This is a genomic window from Novosphingobium sp. THN1 (genome assembly GCF_003454795.1).
Taxonomy (GTDB): domain Bacteria; phylum Pseudomonadota; class Alphaproteobacteria; order Sphingomonadales; family Sphingomonadaceae; genus Novosphingobium.
The window spans coordinates 3,074,309-3,095,835 of record NZ_CP028347.1 but is presented as its reverse complement, the minus strand read 5'-3'; the positions used below and the strand labels follow the sequence as shown (position 1 = coordinate 3,095,835).

General features: G+C 64.1%; 21 protein-coding genes. 3 read left to right on the top strand and 18 right to left on the bottom strand.

Annotated features, from left to right (window positions below; all coding sequences use genetic code 11):
* Positions 1-8 precede the first annotated feature (8 nt).
* Positions 9-2,792: a phosphoenolpyruvate carboxylase gene (locus C7W88_RS15230; RefSeq protein WP_118074193.1), complete on the top strand. Its 2,784-nt coding sequence runs from the start codon at positions 9-11 to the stop codon at positions 2,790-2,792.
* Positions 2,793-2,911: 119 nt separating this feature from the next.
* On the opposite strand, the gene C7W88_RS15225 is transcribed toward C7W88_RS15230, so the two are convergent.
* The 16 genes from C7W88_RS15225 to C7W88_RS22780 all read right to left on the bottom strand — a co-directional run bounded on the left by C7W88_RS15225 (position 2,912) and on the right by C7W88_RS22780 (position 17,930).
* Positions 2,912-4,009, bottom strand: coding sequence for a TrkA family potassium uptake protein (locus tag C7W88_RS15225; RefSeq protein ID WP_118074192.1), 1,098 nt, complete (start codon positions 4,007-4,009; stop codon positions 2,912-2,914).
* Positions 4,010-4,060: 51 nt separating this feature from the next.
* Positions 4,061-5,125 carry a HupE/UreJ family protein gene (locus C7W88_RS15220; RefSeq protein ID WP_162896086.1) on the bottom strand — a complete coding sequence of 355 codons (1,065 nt, stop codon included), beginning with the start codon at positions 5,123-5,125 and terminating at the stop codon, positions 4,061-4,063.
* 43 nt (positions 5,126-5,168) lie between these two features.
* On the bottom strand, positions 5,169-6,515 hold the full coding sequence (locus C7W88_RS15215; RefSeq protein WP_118074190.1) for a tetratricopeptide repeat protein: 1,347 nt from the start codon (positions 6,513-6,515) through the stop codon (positions 5,169-5,171).
* 5 nt (positions 6,516-6,520) lie between these two features.
* Entirely contained in the window at positions 6,521-7,246 is a 726-nt protein-coding gene (locus C7W88_RS15210) for a hypothetical protein (protein WP_118074189.1), read from the bottom strand.
* Positions 7,173-7,916: a hypothetical protein gene (locus tag C7W88_RS15205; RefSeq protein WP_118074188.1), complete on the bottom strand. Its 744-nt coding sequence runs from the start codon at positions 7,914-7,916 to the stop codon at positions 7,173-7,175. The genes C7W88_RS15210 and C7W88_RS15205 overlap by 74 nt, the downstream gene beginning before the upstream one ends.
* Before the next feature lie 177 nt (positions 7,917-8,093).
* A complete protein-coding gene (locus C7W88_RS15200) occupies positions 8,094-9,497 on the bottom strand; it encodes a DASS family sodium-coupled anion symporter (RefSeq protein WP_118074805.1) in 1,404 nt (467 codons plus the stop codon).
* A 72-nt stretch (positions 9,498-9,569) separates the two neighbouring features.
* Positions 9,570-10,370, bottom strand: a complete 801-nt coding sequence (locus C7W88_RS15195) for a phosphoadenylyl-sulfate reductase (protein WP_118074187.1) — start codon at positions 10,368-10,370, stop codon at positions 9,570-9,572.
* A 23-nt stretch (positions 10,371-10,393) separates the two neighbouring features.
* Complete coding sequence (locus C7W88_RS15190; RefSeq protein ID WP_062343640.1) at positions 10,394-10,825, bottom strand: DUF934 domain-containing protein; 432 nt, start codon at positions 10,823-10,825, stop codon at positions 10,394-10,396.
* Entirely contained in the window at positions 10,818-12,470 is a 1,653-nt protein-coding gene (locus tag C7W88_RS15185; RefSeq protein ID WP_118074186.1) for a nitrite/sulfite reductase, read from the bottom strand. Before C7W88_RS15185 ends, C7W88_RS15190 begins: the two co-directional genes overlap by 8 nt.
* Position 12,471: 1 nt before the next feature.
* The gene (locus C7W88_RS15180; RefSeq protein ID WP_118074185.1) at positions 12,472-12,768 is read right to left on the bottom strand and encodes a DUF2849 domain-containing protein; all 297 of its coding nucleotides are present in this window, start codon (positions 12,766-12,768) and stop codon (positions 12,472-12,474) included.
* Entirely contained in the window at positions 12,765-13,535 is a 771-nt protein-coding gene (gene cobA, locus C7W88_RS15175) for a uroporphyrinogen-III C-methyltransferase (protein ID WP_084280642.1), read from the bottom strand. The genes C7W88_RS15180 and cobA overlap by 4 nt, the downstream gene beginning before the upstream one ends.
* Before the next feature lie 181 nt (positions 13,536-13,716).
* Positions 13,717-14,658, bottom strand: coding sequence for a mechanosensitive ion channel family protein (locus C7W88_RS15170; RefSeq protein ID WP_118074184.1), 942 nt, complete (start codon positions 14,656-14,658; stop codon positions 13,717-13,719).
* The gene (gene metC / locus C7W88_RS15165) at positions 14,655-15,890 is read right to left on the bottom strand and encodes a cystathionine beta-lyase (protein WP_118074183.1); all 1,236 of its coding nucleotides are present in this window, start codon (positions 15,888-15,890) and stop codon (positions 14,655-14,657) included. Before metC ends, C7W88_RS15170 begins: the two co-directional genes overlap by 4 nt.
* A gap of 39 nt (positions 15,891-15,929) precedes the next feature.
* Positions 15,930-16,772: a 3-mercaptopyruvate sulfurtransferase gene (gene sseA / locus C7W88_RS15160; protein ID WP_118074182.1), complete on the bottom strand. Its 843-nt coding sequence runs from the start codon at positions 16,770-16,772 to the stop codon at positions 15,930-15,932.
* A gap of 122 nt (positions 16,773-16,894) precedes the next feature.
* Positions 16,895-17,347, bottom strand: coding sequence for a hypothetical protein (locus C7W88_RS15155; protein WP_118074181.1), 453 nt, complete (start codon positions 17,345-17,347; stop codon positions 16,895-16,897).
* Between the two features lie 370 nt (positions 17,348-17,717).
* A complete protein-coding gene (locus C7W88_RS22780) occupies positions 17,718-17,930 on the bottom strand; it encodes a hypothetical protein (protein ID WP_162896085.1) in 213 nt (70 codons plus the stop codon).
* 257 nt (positions 17,931-18,187) lie between these two features.
* Between C7W88_RS22780 and queF the strand changes: the two genes are divergently transcribed.
* Positions 18,188-18,640 (top strand): preQ(1) synthase, encoded by a 453-nt coding sequence (queF, locus tag C7W88_RS15145; RefSeq protein WP_118074179.1) that lies wholly within the window; start codon positions 18,188-18,190, stop codon positions 18,638-18,640.
* Between the two features lie 5 nt (positions 18,641-18,645).
* Here queF and C7W88_RS15140 read toward each other — a convergent pair whose 3' ends face one another.
* Positions 18,646-19,146, bottom strand: coding sequence for a hypothetical protein (locus C7W88_RS15140; protein WP_118074178.1), 501 nt, complete (start codon positions 19,144-19,146; stop codon positions 18,646-18,648).
* 323 nt (positions 19,147-19,469) lie between these two features.
* Between C7W88_RS15140 and C7W88_RS15135 the strand changes: the two genes are divergently transcribed.
* Positions 19,470-20,432: an aldo/keto reductase family oxidoreductase gene (locus C7W88_RS15135; protein ID WP_118074177.1), complete on the top strand. Its 963-nt coding sequence runs from the start codon at positions 19,470-19,472 to the stop codon at positions 20,430-20,432.
* Positions 20,433-21,012: 580 nt separating this feature from the next.
* Here C7W88_RS15135 and C7W88_RS15130 read toward each other — a convergent pair.
* On the bottom strand, positions 21,013-21,387 hold the full coding sequence (locus C7W88_RS15130; protein ID WP_162896083.1) for a hypothetical protein: 375 nt from the start codon (positions 21,385-21,387) through the stop codon (positions 21,013-21,015).
* Positions 21,388-21,527: the final 140 nt, after the last annotated feature.

Below are 21,527 nucleotides of genomic sequence, written 5' to 3'. Positions count from 1 at the left end.
CAAGGGCCATGAAGACGGTCGCCAAGCTCAAGGCCAGGTTGCAGAAACTCCATGAGCGGACGGCCGAAACGCCGCTGTTCAACCCGGTCTTCCAGCTCAGCCACGATCTCTCGCGTTCGCTTGAAGGTGGCGAGATTTCCTTGTCCGATATGGACGCGCTGGTTGCCGAGCTGGAGTGCGAGGCGCTGAAGAGCCGTGCAGCGCGCCTCAAGCGCCTTGTCGCGCCGACCTCCGCTACCGAAAACCTCGCGCAGATCGAAGCGCTGAATCCGGAAGAGGCGGGCTTCTCCGAGTTCCGCCAGCGTTGGGAAAAGCCGCTGCTCCACGCGGTATTCACCGCGCACCCAACATTTCTGCTCAGCCCCGCGCAGTCCGACGCTGTTGCCACAGCCGCCCTGTCTGATGATCCGCAGGCGTCAACCGTCTGCACCGTCCCGCACGAAGGCCCGAAGATCACGCTCGAGTTCGAGCATGTCGAAGTCTGCAACGCCATCCAGCGCGCCGCGAAGGCTCGTGACGCGATCAACGCCACGCTGCTCGGCCATGCCCGCCAGCGCTGGCCGGGCCGTTGGCTCGATTTCAGGCCGCTGCCGTTCCGCTTCGCGACCTGGGTTGGTTACGACATGGACGGCCGCACCGATATCGGCTGGACCACGTCCATCGCCTTCCGTTTGCGTGAGAAAGCGCTGCGCCTTGGCAGCTATGCGGCGTCGCTGCGCGCGATTGACGATTCCCACCCGCTGCTCGCCACGCTCGATGCCGCTCACGCTCATTCATCCGAGATGGCCGAGCTGTTCTCCTCGCCGCTCGACAGCCCCGAAGCGCTTGCCGCCGCCGCCAACCGCCTGAGCGCGGACGATGATGCCAAGCTGCTCAGCCTTGCTCCGCTGATCGAGTCGCTGGAAAGCGAAGCGAAGAAGGCCGACGAGGCCAAGGCCATCCCGCTTGCCACGCTCGCCGCGGCGATGCGCGCCGATGGCCTCGGCATCGGCTGGATCCACTTCCGCGTGAACTCGTCGCAGCTGCTCAATGCGCTGCGCCGCCGGATCGACCCGGAAGGCACGCTCGATCTCGGCAGCAAGAGCGCGCTGTCGCGCCTGCGCGAACTCCTGGCCGACGTGAAGCCGCTGCGCGTCAACTTCGGCGCGCTCGCGATCGAGACCAGCACCGCGATGCGCCAGTTCCTGGTCATGGCAAAGATGCTTCAGCACATCGACGCCGATGCGCCGATCCGCATGTTGATCGCCGAATGCGAACAACCGCAGACGGTGCTGGCCGCGCTCTATTTCGCCAAGCTGTTCGGCATCGAAGGCAAGGTCGACGTCTCCCCCCTGTTCGAGACCGAGACCGCGCTGGAACACGGTGGCCGCTTCCTCGAAGCTTTGCTGTCCGAGGAATCCTACCGCAGCTACGCCCGGAAGCGCGGTCGCGTTTCGATCCAGACCGGCTTTTCCGACGCTGGCCGCTTCATGGGGCAAATCCCCGCAGCGCTCGCCATCGAACGCCTGCAGGGCCGCCTTGCCGAAGCGATGAAGGCCAACGGCCTGACCGACGTCGCCGCGCTGATCTTCAATACCCATGGCGAATCCATGGGCCGCGGCGCACATCCCTCGGGATTTGCCGACCGCCTGACCTGGCCGCTTTCGGGCTGGGCGCGCCGCCGTTTTGCCCGCGCTGGCGTGACGATCGAGCCGGAAGCGAGCTTTCAGGGTGGCGACGGCTACCTGTTCTTCCGCAACGATGAACTCGCCCTCGCCACGCTCACCCGCATTGCCGAGCACGAGGCGCGCGATCAGGATCTTGCGGCCAAGGACCCGTTCTACGACCGCACCGATCTCAGCCTCGATTTCTACCGCTCGATCCGCCGCGTTCAGCGCGAACATCTTGAAAGCGCGACCTATTCGCGGGCGTTGACGGCTTTCGGTCTGGGCCTCCTCAAAGGCACCGGCAGCCGTGTCTCGCGCCGCCAGTCGGACATTGGCGCCGACCGCACGATGAGCCTGCGTCAGATCCGCGCGATCCCGCACAACGCGATCCTCCAGCAGATCGGCTATCCGGTGAACGTCATCGCCGGAGCAGGGACCGCTGCCGGCGAGGAGATGGAGTCCGTCGCCGAACTGCTCGGTCGTTCGGAACGCGGCAACCAGCTCGTCCGCCTGCTGCGCGCCGCCAACGGTCTCGCCTCGATCAAGACGGTTGCCGCCCATGGCGAACTGTTCAATTCCGCATACTGGGCCAGCCGCCCCTATCGCGGCACGGAAACCGCGCTTGAGAATGCCTGTCTCGCGCTGGCCGATTATCTGACCAAGGATGACAGGGCAGGGGTCTTCCGCCGTCTCGTCTCGCGCCTGCGGGTAGACTGGATGAAGCTTCATCGCCTGCTGTCGCTCGTCCCCGGGCAGAAGGCCGGGCGCGATCCTGCGCAGGACGATGACCGGCGCAATATCGGGCTGCTGCAATCGGTGCGCCTCGCGCTGCTGATGCACATGTTCATCCGCGCCGTGCAAGTCCCGCCCTTCGCCCGTTCGAACGACGTCAGCCGCGAAGACGTGCTGGAAATGGTCCTGTCCCTTCGGGTCGATGATGCGCTCGCCCAGCTGCGCCGTGCCTATCCGGTGATCGAGCCCGAGATCACCGATTTCCCGGTGAATGAGCCGACCGACTATCCGGATCACCGCGGCGAGGACTACGGCGCCATCCGCGCCCGCTTCATCGACCCGATCGACCGCGCCCACGCCCTCAACATCCGCGTCGCCGTCGCCATCGCCAACTACTTCGGCGCACACGGGTAACTGAGAATCCTCCCCATTTTTCCGCAGGACAAATGGGCCAGATACCTATGATCCTCCCCATTCTTCCGAAGGACAAATGGGGAGGTGGCAGCGCGCAGCGCTGACGGAGGGGCAATTCGTCACCCCACAAACGACCGCCCATGCCGCACCGGTGCCTTCACTGCACTGAACACAGCCCCGGCTGACAGCCTGCTACCACGCACGACCAGCATCACCTTGTCGCCCTGTTCCAGCGTCACATCCTCTCCGGGGTGCTGGATCGACTGGCCACTCGCCCGATCGATCTGCACCACGAAGAACGCCCCGTTGCCGCGGCGCTCGGCCTCGCCGACAGTCTCGCCATTGAGGGCGCTGTCCGCCGCGATCTCGACCATTTCGATGTCGAGCCCGAAGTCGTGCAGGTTGCGCCGCACTGCGCCGATGTCGTCCAGCTGCCCAGTGGCGGGGTAAAGGATCATCTCGACGATGCGCTCGGCGCCGATGTGCGTCGGCATCACCACCTTGTCGGCGCCGGCATGGAACAGCTTGTTCTCGGTCGTCGGCGCCTCGCCGCGGGCGATGATCTCGATGCCCGGATTGAGATTGCGCGCCGATAGCGTGATGAACACGTTCGCCGCATCGTCGGGCAGGACCGATGCCAGCACCTTCGCCCGCGCGATCCCGGCAGCCTTGAGCGTCTCCTCGTGCGTTGCCTCGCCTACCATGCACAGGAAGCCCTGCGCCTTGGCATCCTCTGCCTTGGCATGGTCGCGCTCGAGGATCAGGAACGGCTTCTTCGCCTCGGTCATCGCCTTGGCCAGTTGCACGCCGATGCGGCCGTAACCGCAAATGATCACGTGGCCGGTCAGCTTCTCGATTTCGGTCATCATCTTGTCCAGGCCCAGCAGGCGGCGAAATTGGAAGAGGGTGAACACTTGCACCAGCGCGCCGGTCAGCACGATCATTCCGGTGCAGCCCAGCATGATCGTCGCGCTCGTCCACCAGCGCAGGAACAGGGTGTCGACCGGGCGGATCTCGCCATAGCCCACGGAGAACACCGTCAGCAGCACCATGTAGGCGGCATCGCCGAACGGCCAGCCCGCGTAGACGAACCCGCACGTCGACACGACATAGACGGCGAGCACGAAGATCAGCGTCCCCGTCAGCAGGCGCAACGGCGATCCGAGCACTGAATTTGCCCCCTGCGTCAGGGCAGAGCTGTCATCATCGCGTATCATTCACAGCCCCCTCGGCCTCCTGATAGGGTGCCGCGGCCCGATATGTCCATATCAGGAAAGGCCCAGTCTCTCCGTCAGCCAGACAAGGGCGGCGATACCGGTCAGCACTGCCAGAGCCAGCCTTGCGCGATGTCCATGTCGCCAGCGGGCCAGCATCAAAAGGACCGGCAGAGCAAGCGCAACAACGCCAAGCTGCACCGCCTCGATGCCAAGGTTGAAGCCAAGGATGGCGACGACGCGCGTGGTTGTGCCAAGGCCGAAGTTGCTGACCAGCGTGGCGAAGGCAAGTCCGTGGACAAGGCCGAACAGCCCCGCCACCACTGGCTCCTTCCCCGGAAACAGCGGCCGTGCCGCGTGAATGGCAGAGACCAGCACCGATAACGCGATGCCGGCTTCCACCGGCTGCGCGGGCAGGCGCACGCCGAAAAACGCCGCAAGGATCAGCGTTGTCGAATGGCCGATGGTAAAGGCGGTGACGATCCACGCCAGCTTGGCAAACGTCTCGCGCGCAGGTCGCGGCGCCAACCAGCGCCGCCGTGCGGCCAGAAGCGGTGCGGGCAGCAACAGCGCCAGCAGGAATAGCAGGTGGTCGTACCCTTCGGCAATATGATGCGCGCCAAGCCCGAAGGCATTGGCAAACAGGCTGCCGAGGCTAGCGTGGCCACGGTTGACCAGCAATTCGCTGCGCCCCGCCGTCAGCGCGCCGACCAGTTCGCGTTCGCCCAGTACACCGCCCGCCAGATCTCCATCGACCACCAGCAGCGCAAAGTGGCTCGGAGCCTCGCGCGTGACCACGTGCCAGCGCCACAGCAGTGACCGGTCCGAAGCTCCGGGCGGCGGCGATAGCGATAGTTCGAGATGCAGGTCGGGCGGTCCGGCAATCTGCTCGAAGGCGATGCGATCCACGGCAATGCGCCACGGCCGCCCTTGCGCATCCAGCACCGCCATGTCCGCCAGCACCCGCGCCCGCGCCATGGCAAGACTGTCCGGGCTGTTGTCTGTCAACAGGCCGGTCGCATAACCGAACTCGGCCTGCGGCACGACCACGTCGGCCTTGACCAGCCCCGGCACAAAGTCGAGCCGGATTTCCGAATTGGGCGTCAGATGGGCAGCCACGGGGCTGGCGAGGCAAAGCCAGACCAGCGCAGCCAGCAGCGCCCTAATCGTGACCGAACCAGATGTAGCGCGCCGCGGGATCCATGGCCTTGGGATTGAGATCAAGCGCGTCCTCCCGCGCATCTTCGGCGGCATCGGTATCTCCAAGCGCGGTGTGGACGTCGGCCAAGGCAAGGTAAAGCCCTGCGGTTTGCCATCCGGTCTTTTCGGCGCGCTCCAGCGTCGCGAGAGCGCCCCTGGCATCGCCGGTCAGCAGTTGCGCGCGCGCCAGCAGGGTAAGGCTGGCTCCATGCGGGCGCGCCTGCGCGTCGGCCTTGGCAACGGCCAGGGCCTTGGCGGGATCGCCCAGCGCCAGCTCATGTTCCACCAGATGCGCAGCGGCGGCTTCGGGCATAAGGCGATAGCGCTCCGCCCACAGTGCGCCAGCCTTATCCGCCCAGGCCCGGCTTTCCGCCCCGCGCCCCTGCAAGCGGAGCGTGAATGCCAGGGCGTCCATGATCTCGGGCAGGGGGGCCTTGGCCAGCACAGCCTCGTATTGCTTCACTGCGCCAGCGACATCGCCTTCGAGCGCTTTGTGTTGTGCGACATGCGCCATGGCAAGCGGATTGCCGGGGAAGAACCCGTCGGCAAAACGTGCCCATTCGCCAGCCGCCTTCCAGTCGCCGATGCCATATGCGATCGTCACTCGCTGCAAGCTGACCTGCGATTTGACGTAGCGGCTCAGCTTCGGCGCACGCAGCACTGCGTTGATCCGGCGGCGGGCCAGATCAGGATCGCCTGTCCGCAAGGCCAGCATCGATTGCCTCAATGCAACGGCGGCGTTGTTGTCGTATTCCTCCGCCCGGGTGAATGCGAGGCGCGCGGCTTTCATGTCTCCGCGCTGGAAGGCGATGTCCCCCTTCAGGCTCCATGAACCGGCAGACTCCCCGTCGTCTGGCTCACCCACTTGCGCAAAAAATCGTTCGAGTCCCTTGTCGGCAGCCTCGAGCCTGTGTGCCAGCACCGAAACCTCGGCGCGCGACAGGCTGGGCCCGGCCGGGAAGGGGGCGCCCGCCATGCCCTTGTCCAGCAATCGGTCCGCCTCGGCGAGATCCTCATAAGAGCCAATCGCGCGAAAGCGCCTGACCAGTGCCCGCGCCAGAACCTCCTGCCGCAGCCACTCGTCCGGACTCGTCGCCAATCGCGCGCGTGCGCCATCGACAGCAACTTGCGCTGCCTGTTCCAGCTCCAGCTGGTTGCGTGGTCCGAACCATGGCTTGACTTCCGAAGGCAGCGGATCCGGCGGGCCTTGCCGAGCCTTGTATTTGTCAAAGGCAATGCTGGCGGCGGTTATCAGGAAAACCGCCGCCAACAGGATCCACGGCCACTTCGGGCCGGGCTTGTCACTCATACGTGTCAGGACTTCGTAGCGCAGATCTTGAGCTGCAGCTTCTCGACATCGTCGCCAATCAGGCCGAACAGCTTGTTCAGTTCGCTGATATATTCGGCGTAATACTTGTCACCGGCAATGTCGCCAGTCGGCGTATCATCGTTGTATGTCAACTTCATCGACGATCCCACAAGCGCGGTTGCAATTGCGGGATTGCCCATGCGGTCCACACTGACATAGGCCGAATCCGGATCGGTCCGGAAATCGAAGTTGCTGCCGGTACCCGTCGCCACCTGCGGCGTTCCGTTCGGCGTTGGCAGGAACGGGAAGGTCAGCAGGAAGAACTTGTCGTTGCTGGGTGGGTTGAGTGGGACCGTGGCAAGGGTATTCGGGCCTTGGCCGGTCACGCTCATGTCCAGCAGCAGCGTCGCCAGCAGAATGTCGACAACCGGGTCTGCAGGATGGCGCCCATTGGGGAAGCGCGTCGAACGCGTCAAATCCAGCTTCAACGTGTCAGGAATAATGAACGACTTCAGGTTTGCCCCGTTCTGGCCCTGAATCGGCTGCAGGAAGCAATTGGTCGAGTCATAGGCGACCGCTGTTGCCGTGGCCGTCGGTGTGGCGGTCGATGTCGTGCTCGGCAGCGGGGCGGGGACGACGACCTGGCTACCGGCGCCATCATCGCCGCACCCGACCAGCGTGAGGGCCAAGGCGAACGGCGTTGCGATCCGGATGATCTTGCGCAGGCTCATCAGATGTTCCCCCAAAGCGGGCGGTCTGTCCCCAGACGCCGAGATTGGTGACCCCTGCGCCAAGGTTCGCGTCAGGGATTTCAAGCACGATCGCGGTATCGTTCTGGGTGTCGAAGAAATTGCGGTCGTTGCGGATGCGCAAGGTGCCGGTCGAACGAGTCTCGCGAAATCCGATCAGGTCGAAGAAGAACGGCTCGTCGAACAGGCCCACGCGAACCTTTACGCCACCCTTCTCGAGGTTTTGCTCCACCGGTCCTTCGACCACGCCCGATACGCCCGGAATGCCTTCGACCCGCACGCCCCATTCGCCGGGATTCTGTCCCCTGCCGAAGCGATACTTGATCGTGAATTCCGGCGTGTTCGCCGGGGCCGCCGTCGAGATGTTGATCTTGTATAGCACATCGCGATCGTAATAGAGCGGCGTCGTTCCGGATGCTGATACCGGCCCTGCGAAGGTCATCGCGATCTTGGTCGTGCCGTTGGAATGCCAGGCGAAGACGTCGGCGATATCGGCCGGAATGTCCGGGTTGGGATCTACGCCGCCGTCGGTGCGACTGGGCGGATCGAGGTGGTCGGCGCTCTCCGCGACGCCTGTCGGTACCAGCATCAGCGCGGCGAGGCTTGCGGCCCCGGCGCTGCCCGCCAGCAGTGTTTTGAAAATGCGGCGCACGGCGAATCTCCCCACTTCGGAATCAGACGAAAGAACGTGCGACCACTCTTTCGCCTCATTCTGCGCCGTCGGCTGTGAACTGGTTCACAGGGAGTCAGCGGGAGGCCTCTTTCCGAGACGTTAAACCATTTTGCACCTAATCGTGAAGCCCAAATCAAGCAAAACTACGTAACATATTCATGAAAAGGCAGCGACGCTCCAGACCACGCCGACCAGCAGGAACACGCCAACCACGTCGAGCGCAAAGCCGGCCTTCACCATCGCGCGCATCGAACAGTGTCCGGTAGCCCAGGCGAGGGCGTTGGGGCCGGTCCCCGCCGGCAGCATGAACCCCCAGGTCGCGGCAAAGGCTGCCGGAAGGGCCAGCAGGATCGGATCGGCTCCCAGCGCCGCGACCAGCGCTGCCACCACTGGCATGATCCCGCTCGCCGCCGCAATATTGCTGGCGAACTCGGTTACAACGATCACGAAGGCCACCAGCACCAGTGCCACCACCGGCAGCGGGACATGGGCAAGCGGCAGCAGCATCTCGCCCATCCACTTGGTCAGCCCGCTCTCGGTCATGCCCATGGCCATGGCAAGGCCACCCCCGAACATCAGCACCACGTCCCACGGCGCGCGATTGGCTTCCGGCCAGGTCAGCATCGGGCGGCCGGTGCCATCAGGCAGGAAGAACAGGATCAGCCCGGCAATCGCCGCCACCGTGCCATCGGTGAAGCCGCCCTTGGGAAACACGCCCTCGATCAGCGGCTGGAATACCCACGCCAGGAAGGCCAGCAGCACCACCGGCAGCAACCGCCGCTCGGCCACGCTCCATTGCGCGGAATGGCCGATGGCGTCGCGCGCGGCCGCAGGATCGAACGCATCGTCCTTCAACTTCTGCACCCGCGCGATGATCCACGCCGCAATCGGCACGGCGGCAACCGCAATCGGCACGCCGTACATCGCCCACTGCAGGAAGGTGACCCTAGTCCCCAGCGCCTTCTCGATCAGTCCCGCCGCGATGGCATTGGTCGGCGTGCCGATTAGAGTGGCAAGGCCACCAATGGATGCGGCAAAGGCAATGCCCATGGGCAGCGCCCCGGCCATGCCTCCGGTCTCGCCCTCGCGCACGCCGCCCGCGCGAAGCATGGCGATCGCCATCGGCATCATGATGAGGGCAGTCGATGTGTTGGAGATAAAGCTCGAGAGCACGGCGGTCGCCGTCATCACGCCCAGCAGCAATTGCCCCGGTTTCGCACCCGCCAGACCCATGATGAACAGCGCCAGCCGCCGGTGCAGCCCGGTCCGCTCGATCGCCAGCGCCAAAAACGCGCCGCCCACGAACAGGAACATGATCGGCGAGTAATAGGCGCCCGCCGTCTTGTTGGCATCGGCCACGCCGGTCAGCGGCAGTACGAGAAAGGGCAGGAAGGCCGTTGCCGAAAGCGGCATCGCCTCGGTCATCCACCAGGCCGCCATCCACCAGACGAGGCCCGCCGCGCTCCATGCCGCATCGGGCATGCCGGCCGGCGCTGCCGCCAGTTGCGTTACAGCAAACCCCAGCGGCCCTGCCCAGAACCCGATCCTGCGCGCATCCAGTGCCAACCGATCACTCCCCCATGTCCCGGCGAAGGGACCTAGCAGAGCACTGTCACGACTGGCAAATGCCGATCAGAAGATCGGGTCGTAGCCCGGAGGCAGTTCGTCGCCCGGCTTCTGGGCGTCTGTGGGCGAGTGGATGCCACACTCGGTCTTGTCCCAGCCCTTCCACCGGCCCGAACGCGGATCTTCACCGGGCGCGACCTTGCTGGTGCAGGGCGCGCAACCGATCGACGGATAGCCCTGCGCCACCAGCGGATGTGCGGGCAGGCCGTGCTGGGCGAAGTAGCTTTCCAGCGCCGCCTTGTCCCACGAAGCCAGCGGGTTGATCTTCAACCGCCCTTGCGCGTCGGAATGGTCGATCTCGAAGCGCGGCAGCCCCGCGCGGGTCTTCGACTGGAAGCCCTTGCGCCCGGTCAGCGAGGCATCGAAATGCAGCAGCGCCCTGGCCAGCGGCTCGACCTTGCGGATCTCGCAGCAGCCATCGGGGTCCCACGACCAGCGCAGCCCGTTCTCGTCCTTCTTGGCGATCACTTCGGGGTCAGGCTCGATGATCTGGAGATTGGTCATGCCCAGGAAGCCGATCAGCTCGTCGCGGTAGGCCACGGTTTCCGGAAAGTGCTTGCCCGTCTCGAGGAACAGGACCGGCACCGAAGGATCTACCTCGGCAATAAGGTGAAGCAGGACAGCACTTTCCGCGCCGAAGCTCGAAACCACCGCAAGATCGCCCGCCAGCCCGTCGCGGATCACCGAACGCAGCATCTCGTGCGTGTCGGTGCCCCGGAACAGGTTGTTGAGGCGGATCGCGTCCGTCTCGGTAAAGCGCGGGCGCACATCGATCAGATCGATCTTGCGATTTACGGTGCTGTCCATACTTTCTGTCCTTCTCCCGCAGCTCAGGCGGGGTGACGCTTCGCCCAGATTGCCGGGCGTCCGTCGACGGTCTTCTGGTAGACTTCAGGCCAGGTCGCGAAGGCCTTTTCGGCGGCCTCCACGCTGATCGGCTGGTTCGGTGCAAAGCTGTCGAACCCGCAGCGGCGCATGTGCGAAAGCTGGTCCAGCAGCACGTCGCCCACCGCACGCAGTTCGCCGGCATAGCCATGCTCGCGCAGGATACGTGCCGCCGAATAGCCGCGCCCGTCGGTATAGGCCGGGAAGTTCACTTCCACGAGCGCGAGCCGATCGAGATGCGGCAGCAGCGCGCGCGCATCGTCGCCCGGCTCGATCCGCACAGCCGTTGCGTTGCTCTGGTCGGCAAAGGCGTCGACCGTCACCGCCGGATCGCCCACGGGTTCGTCATCGCGAAAACGCAGGTTCTGCTCAACCATTTGCAGTCTCCTTGGCGTAGATCGCCTCCTTGAACGGAGCCATGCCGATGCGGCGGAAGGTATCGACGAAACGCTCGCCATCGGCGCGCTGGGCGAGATAGACGTCGGTCGCCTTCTCCACCGCATCGACGATGCCGTCCTCGTTGAAGCCGGGCCCGGTGATCGTGCCGAGCGAGGTATCTGCGCCTTCGCAGCCGCCAAGCAGGAGCTGGTAATTCTCCACGCCCTTGCGGTCGACGCCGAGGATGCCGATGTGGCCTGCGTGGTGATGCCCGCAGGCGTTGATGCAGCCTGAAATCTTCAGCTTCAGCTCGCCCAGCTCGCGCTGACGGCCGAGGTCGGCAAAGCGCTCCGAGATCTTCTGCGCAACCGGGATCGACCGCGCATTGGCCAGCGCGCAGTAATCAAGGCCCGGGCAGGCGATGATGTCGCCGATCAGGTCAAGATTGGCAGACGCCAGGCCAGCTTCGTCGAGCTTCTGCCACAGGCCGTAGAGATCGGCCTTCTTCACATGCGGCAGCACGATGTTCTGTGCGTGGGTCACGCGCAGTTCGTCGAACGAATGCTCGAGCGCCAGGTCTGCCATCAGGCGGATCTGGTCAGCCGTGGCATCGCCCGGAATGCCGCCAACCGGCTTCAGGCTGATGTTGACGATGGCATAGCCCGGCTGCTTGTGGGCATGGACGTTCTGATCCACCCACAGCGCGAAGTCGGGATCGCTGAGGTCCAGCTCGTCAGGCGCATTGGCGTCAAAGCCCGGCTGTTCGAAGAAGCCCTTGATGCGCTCAAGCTCCGCCGCAGGCGGCTCGAGGCCCAGCGTCAGGATGTGCTTGAACTCTTCTTCGACCTGGCGACGGTACTCGTCGGCACCGATCTCGTGGACGAGAATCTTAATGCGCGCCTTGTACTTGTTGTCGCGGCGGCCATAGCGGTTGTACACGCGCAGGCACGCTTCGAGGTACGAGATCATCTGCAGCGGCGGCACGAAATCGCCGATCACCGGAGCGATCATCGGCGTGCGGCCCATGCCACCACCAACGTAGAAGCGGCAGCCAATCTCGCCGGCATCGTTCTGCACCAGCTGGATGCCGATATCGTGCAGCTTCATCGCCGCGCGGTCGGTTTCCGAACCGATGATCGCGATCTTGAACTTGCGCGGCAGGTAGTCGAACTCAGGATGGAAGGTCGACCACTGGCGGAGCAGCTCGGCATAAGGGCGCGGATCGACCAGCTCGTCCGCAGCGGCACCGGCGAACTGGTCGGCGGTGGTGTTGCGGATGCAGTTGCCGCTGGTCTGGATCGCATGCATCTCGACCGATGCGAGATCGGCCAGAATGTCCGGCGCGTCCTGAAGCTTGATCCAGTTGTACTGGATGTTCTGGCGCGTGGTGAAGTGGCCATAGCCGCGGTCATACTTGTCGGCGATATCGCCCAGCATGCGCATCTGGCGGCTGTTCAGCGTGCCGTAGGGAATGGCCACGCGCAGCATGTAGGCGTGCAGCTGCAAGTAGAGGCCGTTCTTCAGGCGCAGCGGCTTGAACTGGTCCTCGGTGATGTCACCGGCGAGGCGGCGCTCCACCTGATCGCGGAACTCCGCGACGCGGGCATCGACCATCGCCTGGTCGTATTGGTCGTACTGATACATCTCAGATCACCCAGGTGCCGGCGTTAGGGTCGGCAGGCTTGAGGGAAAGGTCGAGGCGGACGGTCGGCCCGAGGGCGCGAATGCGGTCCTTGATGTGCGCCGGGCGCACGCCTTCGTCGGTCACGGTGGCTTCGATCACCTGCGTGTCGGTGACGATCTGCTTGGCGTTCTCGCGGGCGATGATCGCCTCGGCATGTTCGCCTGCTTCCACCGCATCGTTGACATGGCGCGACCAGCCTTCACCGGTCCACCAGATCACGTCGCCGGTGCGCAGATCACTTCCGGTAATGATCTTCACTGAACCGCCTCCAAAACTTGCTTCAATTCCATCATGTCTCCCCGGCCTGCCACTTCGCCGATCACGATCAGGGCAGGGCTCTTGACCTTGTTGTCCGATACCAGCGGCCCCAAAGCCGCCAGCGTCCCGCGCAGTACCCGCATCTGCGGCCGCGCGGCATTCTCGATGACCGCTACCGGCATGTCGGGCGCAAGCCCGTCTGCCATCAGCTTTTCGGCAATCGCTTCCGAAGTCGCCACGCCCATATAGATCACCAGCGTCCTGCCAACCCCGGCAAGACCTGCCCAGTTCTGGTCGGTCAGCCCCTTGCACTGGCCCGCCACGAACGAGACGATGCTTGCCGCGTCGCGGTGGGTGAGGGGGATCATTGCCGAAGCCGCCGCGCCCATCGCTGCACTGATGCCGGGGACGACCTGCACCGGCACGCCTGCGGCAAAGCAGTCTTCCGCTTCTTCGCCGCCACGCCCGAACACGAACGGATCGCCGCCTTTCAGGCGCACCACGTCGTTCCCGGCCAGCGCCTCGCGCACCAGCAGGGCGTTGATCTCTTCCTGCCGCATCGTGTGGCGCGACCGCTGCTTGGCGACAGAGATCATCCGGCAACCCTTTGGCGCCATGGCCAGGATCGCGGGATCGACCAGCCCGTCATGCACCAGCACCCGCGCATTCATCACCAGCCGCGCCGCACGCAGCGTCAACAGATCCGGATCACCGGGGCCTGCGCCGACAAGGAATACGGTTCCGACTCTTGAAGAGGGATTGCTCATGCGGGCCAGATGGGCGCGGTGAGCCCAAGTCACCAGCGAGAATGCTTTTCCCCCGCCTAGATGTTCTTTAGCGCCGCAGTGAAACCGGTCACACGATCTTCAATATCTAACGTCACCCCGGGCCTGACCCGGGGTCCCGCTTTCACTTCGGGCGACGGTGCAGAACAAGCGGGACACCGGATCAAGTCCGGGGTGACGGTGGAGAGTGAGGATAACCTTCGCCCCGCAAAGCCTCCACCAGCACCCGCAATCCCTCACTGTCCTTCAGGTTCAGATCCTGCTGCGGGAACGGAATCTCCACCCCGTTGTCCCTGAACAGTCGCCACACCGCCTTGAGAATGTCCGAACGCACATTGCCCACGCCACCCTCGGGATCGTCGATCCATACAACGATCGTCATGTCGATGCTGTTTGGTCCGAATGCGCTCAGCAGCACGCCGGGCGAGGGGAAGGACAGCACGCGCGGTACGCCAGCCACGGCCTCGAGCATTAGCTTCTCGACCTGTTCCAGATCGCTGCCATAAGCCACGCCGACGGGGATGTTGATCGCCACCTCGCGCGAGGAGTACGACCAGTTCTCCACCTGCTGGGTCATCAGGTTCTCGTTCGGGATCAAGTACTCGCGGTTGTCGCGTGTTGTGACCGAAACCGCCCGGATGCCGATCTTCTTGACCTCGCCGAAGGAATTGCCCTTGCCGTCGTTCACCGCGATCACGTCGCCCGGCTTGATCGAACGGTCCATCAGCAGGATGATCCCGGCGATCAGGTTGCCGAAGGTCTTCTGCAGGCCGAAGCCGATGGCCAGGCCGAAGGCGCCGGAAAACACCGTCAGGGCCGTCAGGCTGATCCCCAGCACGTCGATCCCGACAAGGATCGAGATGCCCCAGACCACGATCGTCGCGATCTTCTCGCCCAGAAGCTGCTGCGTTCGGTCAAGGCTGGTCAGCCGCCGGAACAAACGCCGCGCCAGCTTGCCGATCAGCTGCGCCGCCACGATCACCAGCAACATCACGATCACGATGCGCAAGGCGCCCCACACCGAGATGTGATAGGTCCCCAGATCGAACCCGATCTCGTTCAGCGCACGGATCACTTCGGCCACTTGTTGCCTGAAGCTGTTCATGCGGTCGCTCCCGCCCAGGCGGCAAGCCCGCGCTCGAGATCGGCAATCAGGTCGGCGCTGTCCTCCAGCCCGATGGAAAGACGCACGCCAAAACGGTCCTCGGCGTCCATCCCCTTGAGCGGCCACTGGCTGGCCGTGCGAATGCTCGCCGGATCGACCGGCGTCGCCAGGCTCTCGAACCCGCCCCACGAATAACCGATGCCAAACAAGGACAAGGCATCGATCAGCGCATCCCGCGCCTCGCTCGTTCCACCTTTCAAAACGAAGCTGAACAGGCCGCAGCCGCCGGTGAAATCGCGCTTCCAAAGCTCATGCCCTGGCGACCCAGGCAGCATCGGGCACAGCACCCGCGCCACTTCCGGCCGCCCCTCAAGCCACTGCGCAATTGCCAGCGCAGATGCAGTCTCGGCTTCAAGCCGGTGCTTCATCGTCCGCAAACCGCGCAGCATCAGCGCGGCATCATCGGGCGAGACCACCGTTCCCAGACCCTGCGAGCGAAGCCGCAGCTTGCGATACCACTCCGGCCCCGCACTGGCGCTGCCCATCATGCAGTCGGAATGGCCGGAAACGTGCTTGGTCAGACTCATCACCACGATGTCCACGCCATGCCGCAGCCCCTGAAAGCCGAGTGGCGAGGCCCAGGTATTGTCGAGCACGCTGACGATCCCGCGCGCCCTGGCCGCCGCAGCAATGGCCGGCACGTCCTGCACTTCCATGGTCAGGCTGCCGGGGCTTTCCAACAGGACGCAGCGTGTCCGTTCGCAGCAGGCCGCTTCGAAGGACGCAAGGTCGGTCGGATCGAACCAGCGCGTCTCGATCCCGAAATCCTTCAGCAGGCCGCGCCCCATCGCCCGCGAGGGTTCGTAGGCGTTGTCGGTCATCAGCAGCACGTCACCGGGACGCAGCACCGTCAGCAACGCTCCGGCGATGGCTGCGACGCCCGAGGGATAGAGCACAGTTCCCGCACAGTTACCCTCGAGTTGGGTCAGTGCCTCGCAGAGTGCCCACTGAGTTGGAGATCCCCTGCGCCCATAGTAAAAGCGCCCATCCTCGTTCGCCGGATGGGCGCGAAGCGCTGACATATCGGGATAAAGATGCGTCGAGGCGCGCCATACTGCGGGGTTGACGACCGCACCGGGATGGCCCGGCGTCCCCGTCCACTCCTCGCGCCGCCCGGCCAGCACGCCCCGCGTCGCCGGCCCAAAATTCTCGAAATCGTCAGAACTGCTCATGGCCTCGGGCGATAGCAGCAATGATCGCCGACAGGAACCTCAGGCCGCGCCGGTCGCCTTCGGCGTCGCCGGGTCCATCCCCCATTCGCTCCACGATCCGTCATAGAGCGAGACGTCTTCCTTGCCGATCAGATGGGCCGCGAAAATCAGCACGTTGGCGGTCATTCCTGAGCCGCAGGACGAGATCAGCGGACGCGACAGGTCGATGCCGGCAGCTTCGAACAGGTCCCGGATCGCATCGGGCGATTTCCACGTGCCATCGGGATTGAAAAGACTGGAATAGGGCAGGTTGCGCGCGCCGGGGATATGGCCGCTTGCCAGCGCCGGGTTGGTCTCCGGGACATCGCCCGTGAAGCGTCCGGCGCCCCGCGCATCCATGACCTGTTCGGCGTTGCTGTCGAGATTGGCGAGCACATCGGCCTTTGAACGCACATGGCTGTCATCGGACCACACTGTGAAGTGGCGTTGTCTCAAGGTTTCAACACCTTGTGCGCACTTGCGGCCTTCGGCTTTCCACTTGGCGATTCCGCCATCGAGCAGCGCCACATTCTGTGCACCGAACTTGGTCAGCATGAACCACGCCCGTGTCGACGTCTTCACCGGGCTGTCATCATAGATCACGATGCGGCTGCCGTCGCCAAGGCCAAGGGTCTGCATACGGCTGGCGAACTTTTCGGCAGACGGCAAGGTGTTGGGCACGGGCGAGGCTGTATCGACCAGCTCGGCCAGATCCATGAAAACGGCGCCGGGAATGTGGCATGCCTCATATTCCAGGCGCGGCACGCGACCATGCTCTGGCAAGAATGCCGTAGCGTCGACAATACGTAGATCGCTCGCGCCCATTTCGTCCGCGAGCCACTGGGTCGAAACCAGTGAGTCCATGGTTAACCGTGCTCCTGCCTGCTGCGCGACCCGTCTGGCGCGGGTTCGTTGGATCGAGACTAGACGCCGCAATCGGGTGCGTCGACCACAAAAACGGATAGACGCGCGACCTTTCCGAGAAATTACGCAAAGGCCGGAACGGTAAGCGCGCGCTGGCTGATCTTCGGATAGATGCGCGGGCCGAGGTCCAGGCGGAAGGGTTGGAGCCTTTGCCCCGCGGCACCGTCCTCCAGCCCGACGACGAAGGCAGCGCGCATGGTGAACGGTCGCCCATCGACCACGGCCGTCACTTCAAGCCTGACGATCGGCACGAACAATGCGGCACTGCCATGGCGGATCGGGGTGATCTCGGCCAGCGGCAGACGGATGTCGCCCGACACTTCGATGATCTCGCCAGCGCCCACGCTCTCCAGCCGATGCAATTGCGGCGCATTGCGCGGGTCGAGCTGGTCCTGCTGGGGCCGCGAGGCGTGAGCCGCGGTCATCCCGCCTGCAATCACCACGTCGCGCGCTTGCGCTGTTGCCGTCAGCACCAGCCGATAGGAAAGCGTGGCATTGACGAGGCTCGCGCTCATGCGCGCGGCGGCAAGGTCAAGCGCCAGGGCGGGGGCTGGCGGGGTCGGACGGGGCGAGGGCGGCGTGGCAAGGGCCTCGGCTGGAGACCTGGCTGGTAATACAGGCGGTTCGAAAACGGCCGGCGGAGGTGCTGCGCGACGTCGCCGCAGGAGCGCCCAAGATCCGCCTATCGCAAGCAGGGCAACAAGCGCTGCCCACAGCCAGTATGCCGAAATCCTCCGCTCAGACGCTGCGGGAGCCGCCACCACCGGCCTCGAGGAGGGCAGGACCGGCTCCGGCAGTTCAGTTGCTGCGACCGTGGGTTGCGGAGGCGGGGGCGCGCTTTCGGCTGTTTGCGTAGGTCTTTCGGCGGACTTGGCTTCGGATGCTTCAGCGCCAGCCGCTGGTCGAGGCACGGACCTCGGCGAAGGTAATGCCACGGGCGCTGCGGGCGAAGGAGCCGGCGCCGGTACCGGCACGGTCACGACCGGTTGCGAGGGCGGTGCAGCGGGCTGCTCTGTCGTCGCCCGAGGCGGCGGCGCATCGGGAACGACTGGCCCTTGCGCGGCGGAACTCGGCTTTTCCGACGGGGGCAATTGCCATGTGGTGGCATCCTGCGCGGATGCAGCGCCTGCGCAAAGCGCAAGCGTCGCTGCCGAAGTGACGAATGACCCCGAAAAAAACCTCATCGCCGTGGCATGACTGCCCGCCAGTTTAATGCCCCGTGAACCAAGAGGCACGATCGGGCCACTTGCTCCCGGTCTGCGACGGGTGCATGGGCGAGCCACTTCTTTTCTTACTTCAAGCGATCGCATGGTGGCGGATCAAGTCGCACCGCCTGCGCGTCCAGAGGCCAGACAATGACCAAGACTCCTCTTTTCCTCGGGCAGAACTCCGCCCTGCCGGCATCGCCGGACGAAGCCGTGCTCGATTATGTGCCCAATCCGCGCCCGGGCACGCTTTACATGATCCGCTTCGCCGCGCCCGAGTTTACCTCGCTGTGCCCGGTGACGGGCCAGCCCGACTTCGCCCATCTAGTAATTGACTATGCGCCGGGCGAGACGATCGTCGAATCCAAGGCACTCAAGCTGTTCCTCGGATCTTTCCGCAATCACGCCGGCTTTCACGAGGACGTGACCGTCGGCATCGGCCAGCGCCTGTTTGCCGAGATGAAGCCGCAATGGTTGAGGATCGGTGGGTACTGGTATCCTCGCGGCGGCATTCCGATCGACGTGTTCTGGCAGTCGGATGCCCCGCCGGCGGGTCTGTGGCTGCCTGACCAGGGGGTTGCGCCCTATCGTGGTCGGGGCTGAAGGCGTCAGGCCGCAAGCCAAGGCGAGCCGGGGCTTTTTTCCTCGGCTCGTTCAGAACGCTGCGATTGCTGCCCCGCCTTTGACGGGGTGATGCCCAACGCAATCTTTTCCCAGCCGCTTTCGGTCAGCGATACCCAGATGCGCCGCCGGTCGGCAGAGTCCGGTTCGCGCAGGATCAGCCCGGATTCGTGGAACATGGCCAGCCAGCGCAGCACCGTTGCACCCGGCACATTCGCGCTGAGGCCCAGACCGGTCACGGAGATGCGCCGTCCCTCGGCCTGATTGATGAACAGTTCCAGCATCAGGTCCCATGCAGGATCTGCGACCTGGATGTTCGGGAACAGCTCCTGCCGGTGACGGCGAGCACGGATTTCGCTCTTGGCGATGGCAACGAGGTCTGCGGTGGAAGGAGGCGTTTCCAGCGACGTCTGCTGTTCCGGTGCAGAAAGCAATTCGTTGAGCAGGAGCGTGATCCTTGCGATCCTTTCTCGTTCCTGGCTGTTCATTGACATACCCCGGGCCACCCCCACGAGACATATGCTGTAATGTCATTTGCCTTGCAATTACAAACCTTTGAATACCAATGAAAAATTAGGAAATATTAACCTTTTGGCCGTCGCTGAGCGGGTTGGGCGAAAATGGACCGCCGGGTTTGCGCTCAAACGGTGCGACGAGCCCTTCCCAACCCGGGAACCTGCAGTCATCCCGTTGTTTTCTCCCGCAGCAATTTGCGCCTTTTCGCAGGGACGTTCCCTGCTGGCCCGATCGGCCAGCCGTGGGTATTCTCCCGGCCGGATAGCGCAACCGCGCCACCAATCAGGACTTCTTCATGAACGAATTGCCCCTGCCACCTGCTTTCCGCCCGCTCGGGTCTTCCGGCATTGCCGTTTCGCCGCTTGCCTGGGGCATGTGGCGCCTTGCCGAGGACGGCCGCAGCGTGGCTGACGCGGCGAAGCTGGTTCACGCAGCGCTCGACGCCGGGATCACCTTCCTTGATACCGCCGACATCTACGGGTTTGACGGGCAGGCAGGCTTTGGCGATGCCGAGGTTTTGCTGGGCGAGGTCTTCGCCGCAGAACCTGCGCTGCGCGATCGCGTGGTGCTGGCCACCAAAGGCGGCATCCTGCCGCCACTGCCCTATGACCAGAGCCGGGACTATCTGCGCTCGGCGATCGAGGATTCCCTCCGACGCCTGCAGACCGACGTTATCGACTTGTGGCAGATCCATCGGCCGGACATCCTGGCCCATCCGCACGAAACTGCGCGGGTCCTCGATGATGCGGTGGCTGCGGGCAAGGTACGCGCACTCGGCGTATCAAACTTCACCACCCACCAGATCGCCGCACTCAACCACTTTCTGGGTGAAAAGCTGGCGACGACCCAGCCCGAGATCAGCCCGCTGCAGATCAATTGCTTCGAGAACGGCGAACTCGATCAGGCTATGCAGCTGGGCCTGACGCCGATGGCCTGGTCGCCGCTTGGTGGTGGCCGTCTGACAGGGCCGAAGCTGGATCGCGAAATGGCAGTGGCTTCCGCGCTCGATGTCGTGGCCGACGCGCAGGGCGTATCCCGCGCAGTCGCGGCATATTCATGGCTCCTGGCGCATCCTGCGGGCATCGTGCCGATCATCGGATCGCAAAAGCCGCAGCGCATTGCCGAGGGCGCAGCCGCGCTCAAGGTGCGGTGGACGCGAACGGATTGGTACGCCGTGCTCGTTGCGGCGCGGGGGAGCGGCTTCCGTAGCTCCTCCTGCACCCGATACGAGCCGACGTTTCACAGGGTCAGATGCTAGGCGGCGTGGACAAATTCCACAACGCTACGGTTGCCCTGTAAAAGGCCTTGGCGAGGCGCGAGGGCGCAGGAAGAGTGGGCCTCTTTCAAGGCCGAGCAACGCTGCCAAGGCCTTTTACAGGGCAACCCCTGCGGGGCTGGACCAAAAACCGCCATTTCGGCGTCGGCTCGTCGCACAATATTCCCGATATTGCGCTTCCTCGCCTCCTTGAACTGGGGTTTTTGCCTCCAGCCGTGGCGCTGTGGAATTTGTCCACGCCGCCTAGTGCCCGCCTGTTGCTATCTTCGGCCGGTCGCCGTGGTCAACGATGGGAACGTCGCCTTCTGACCCAGCGCCCCTTGCGCAAGCGCTTGATGCTCTCCTCGCAGCGCTCACACTTGCCGACGTAGCCATCAAATTCAAACGACACTTCTGATCGTACCGGGCGATGATAGCCCAGCAAGCATTTCAACGAGACCATGAAACCCACCCCAGAGTTACTTCCAGAGTGAAGCAAAGAATCTCCGTTCTGAAAATTCAACGAAAGTTAATTTTCGAGATCGTTTTTCACTTTTCGCACATGCAAGAATCCGAACAGCGATCAGCGCAGTGCAAGAACCTCGTTGGTTTCCAGTCCGCGCATCGCAAGTGAGGCGGCACGGCGGGAATCGACCCAGCGCCCATCGGACAGCTGCACGTCATAGCGCTCGTCGCTCGATGCTGCGTCGCGGTAGAACTCGGCCGCCTTCTGCTTCTCCCCCACCAGCTTGTAGGCCGTTCCCAGGTTGATCAGAGCCAAGGGATCCTGCTTCTGCACAAGATCGCTGTTCTCGATCTTGGCAATCGCCGCGCGGGGACGGCCAGCCATGATTTCATGATAGCCGACATCACCGCTCTCGATAGCAGGCGCCGGCACTGTCAGCGTGGCGGGAGCCTGTGCCATCAGTGCGGCTGCGAGAAACAGAGTTGCGGACATCGAGACTCTCCTTTGCTTTTCGGCCTTGCGCATTCGGTCAGCGCTTCGGCTTGTTGAGTCTGATTATGCATCCGATGGCGGTGACTGCAATCAAAGTGAAACATTGTCACAAAACTGCAATTTTCTATCCGGCAGATTTC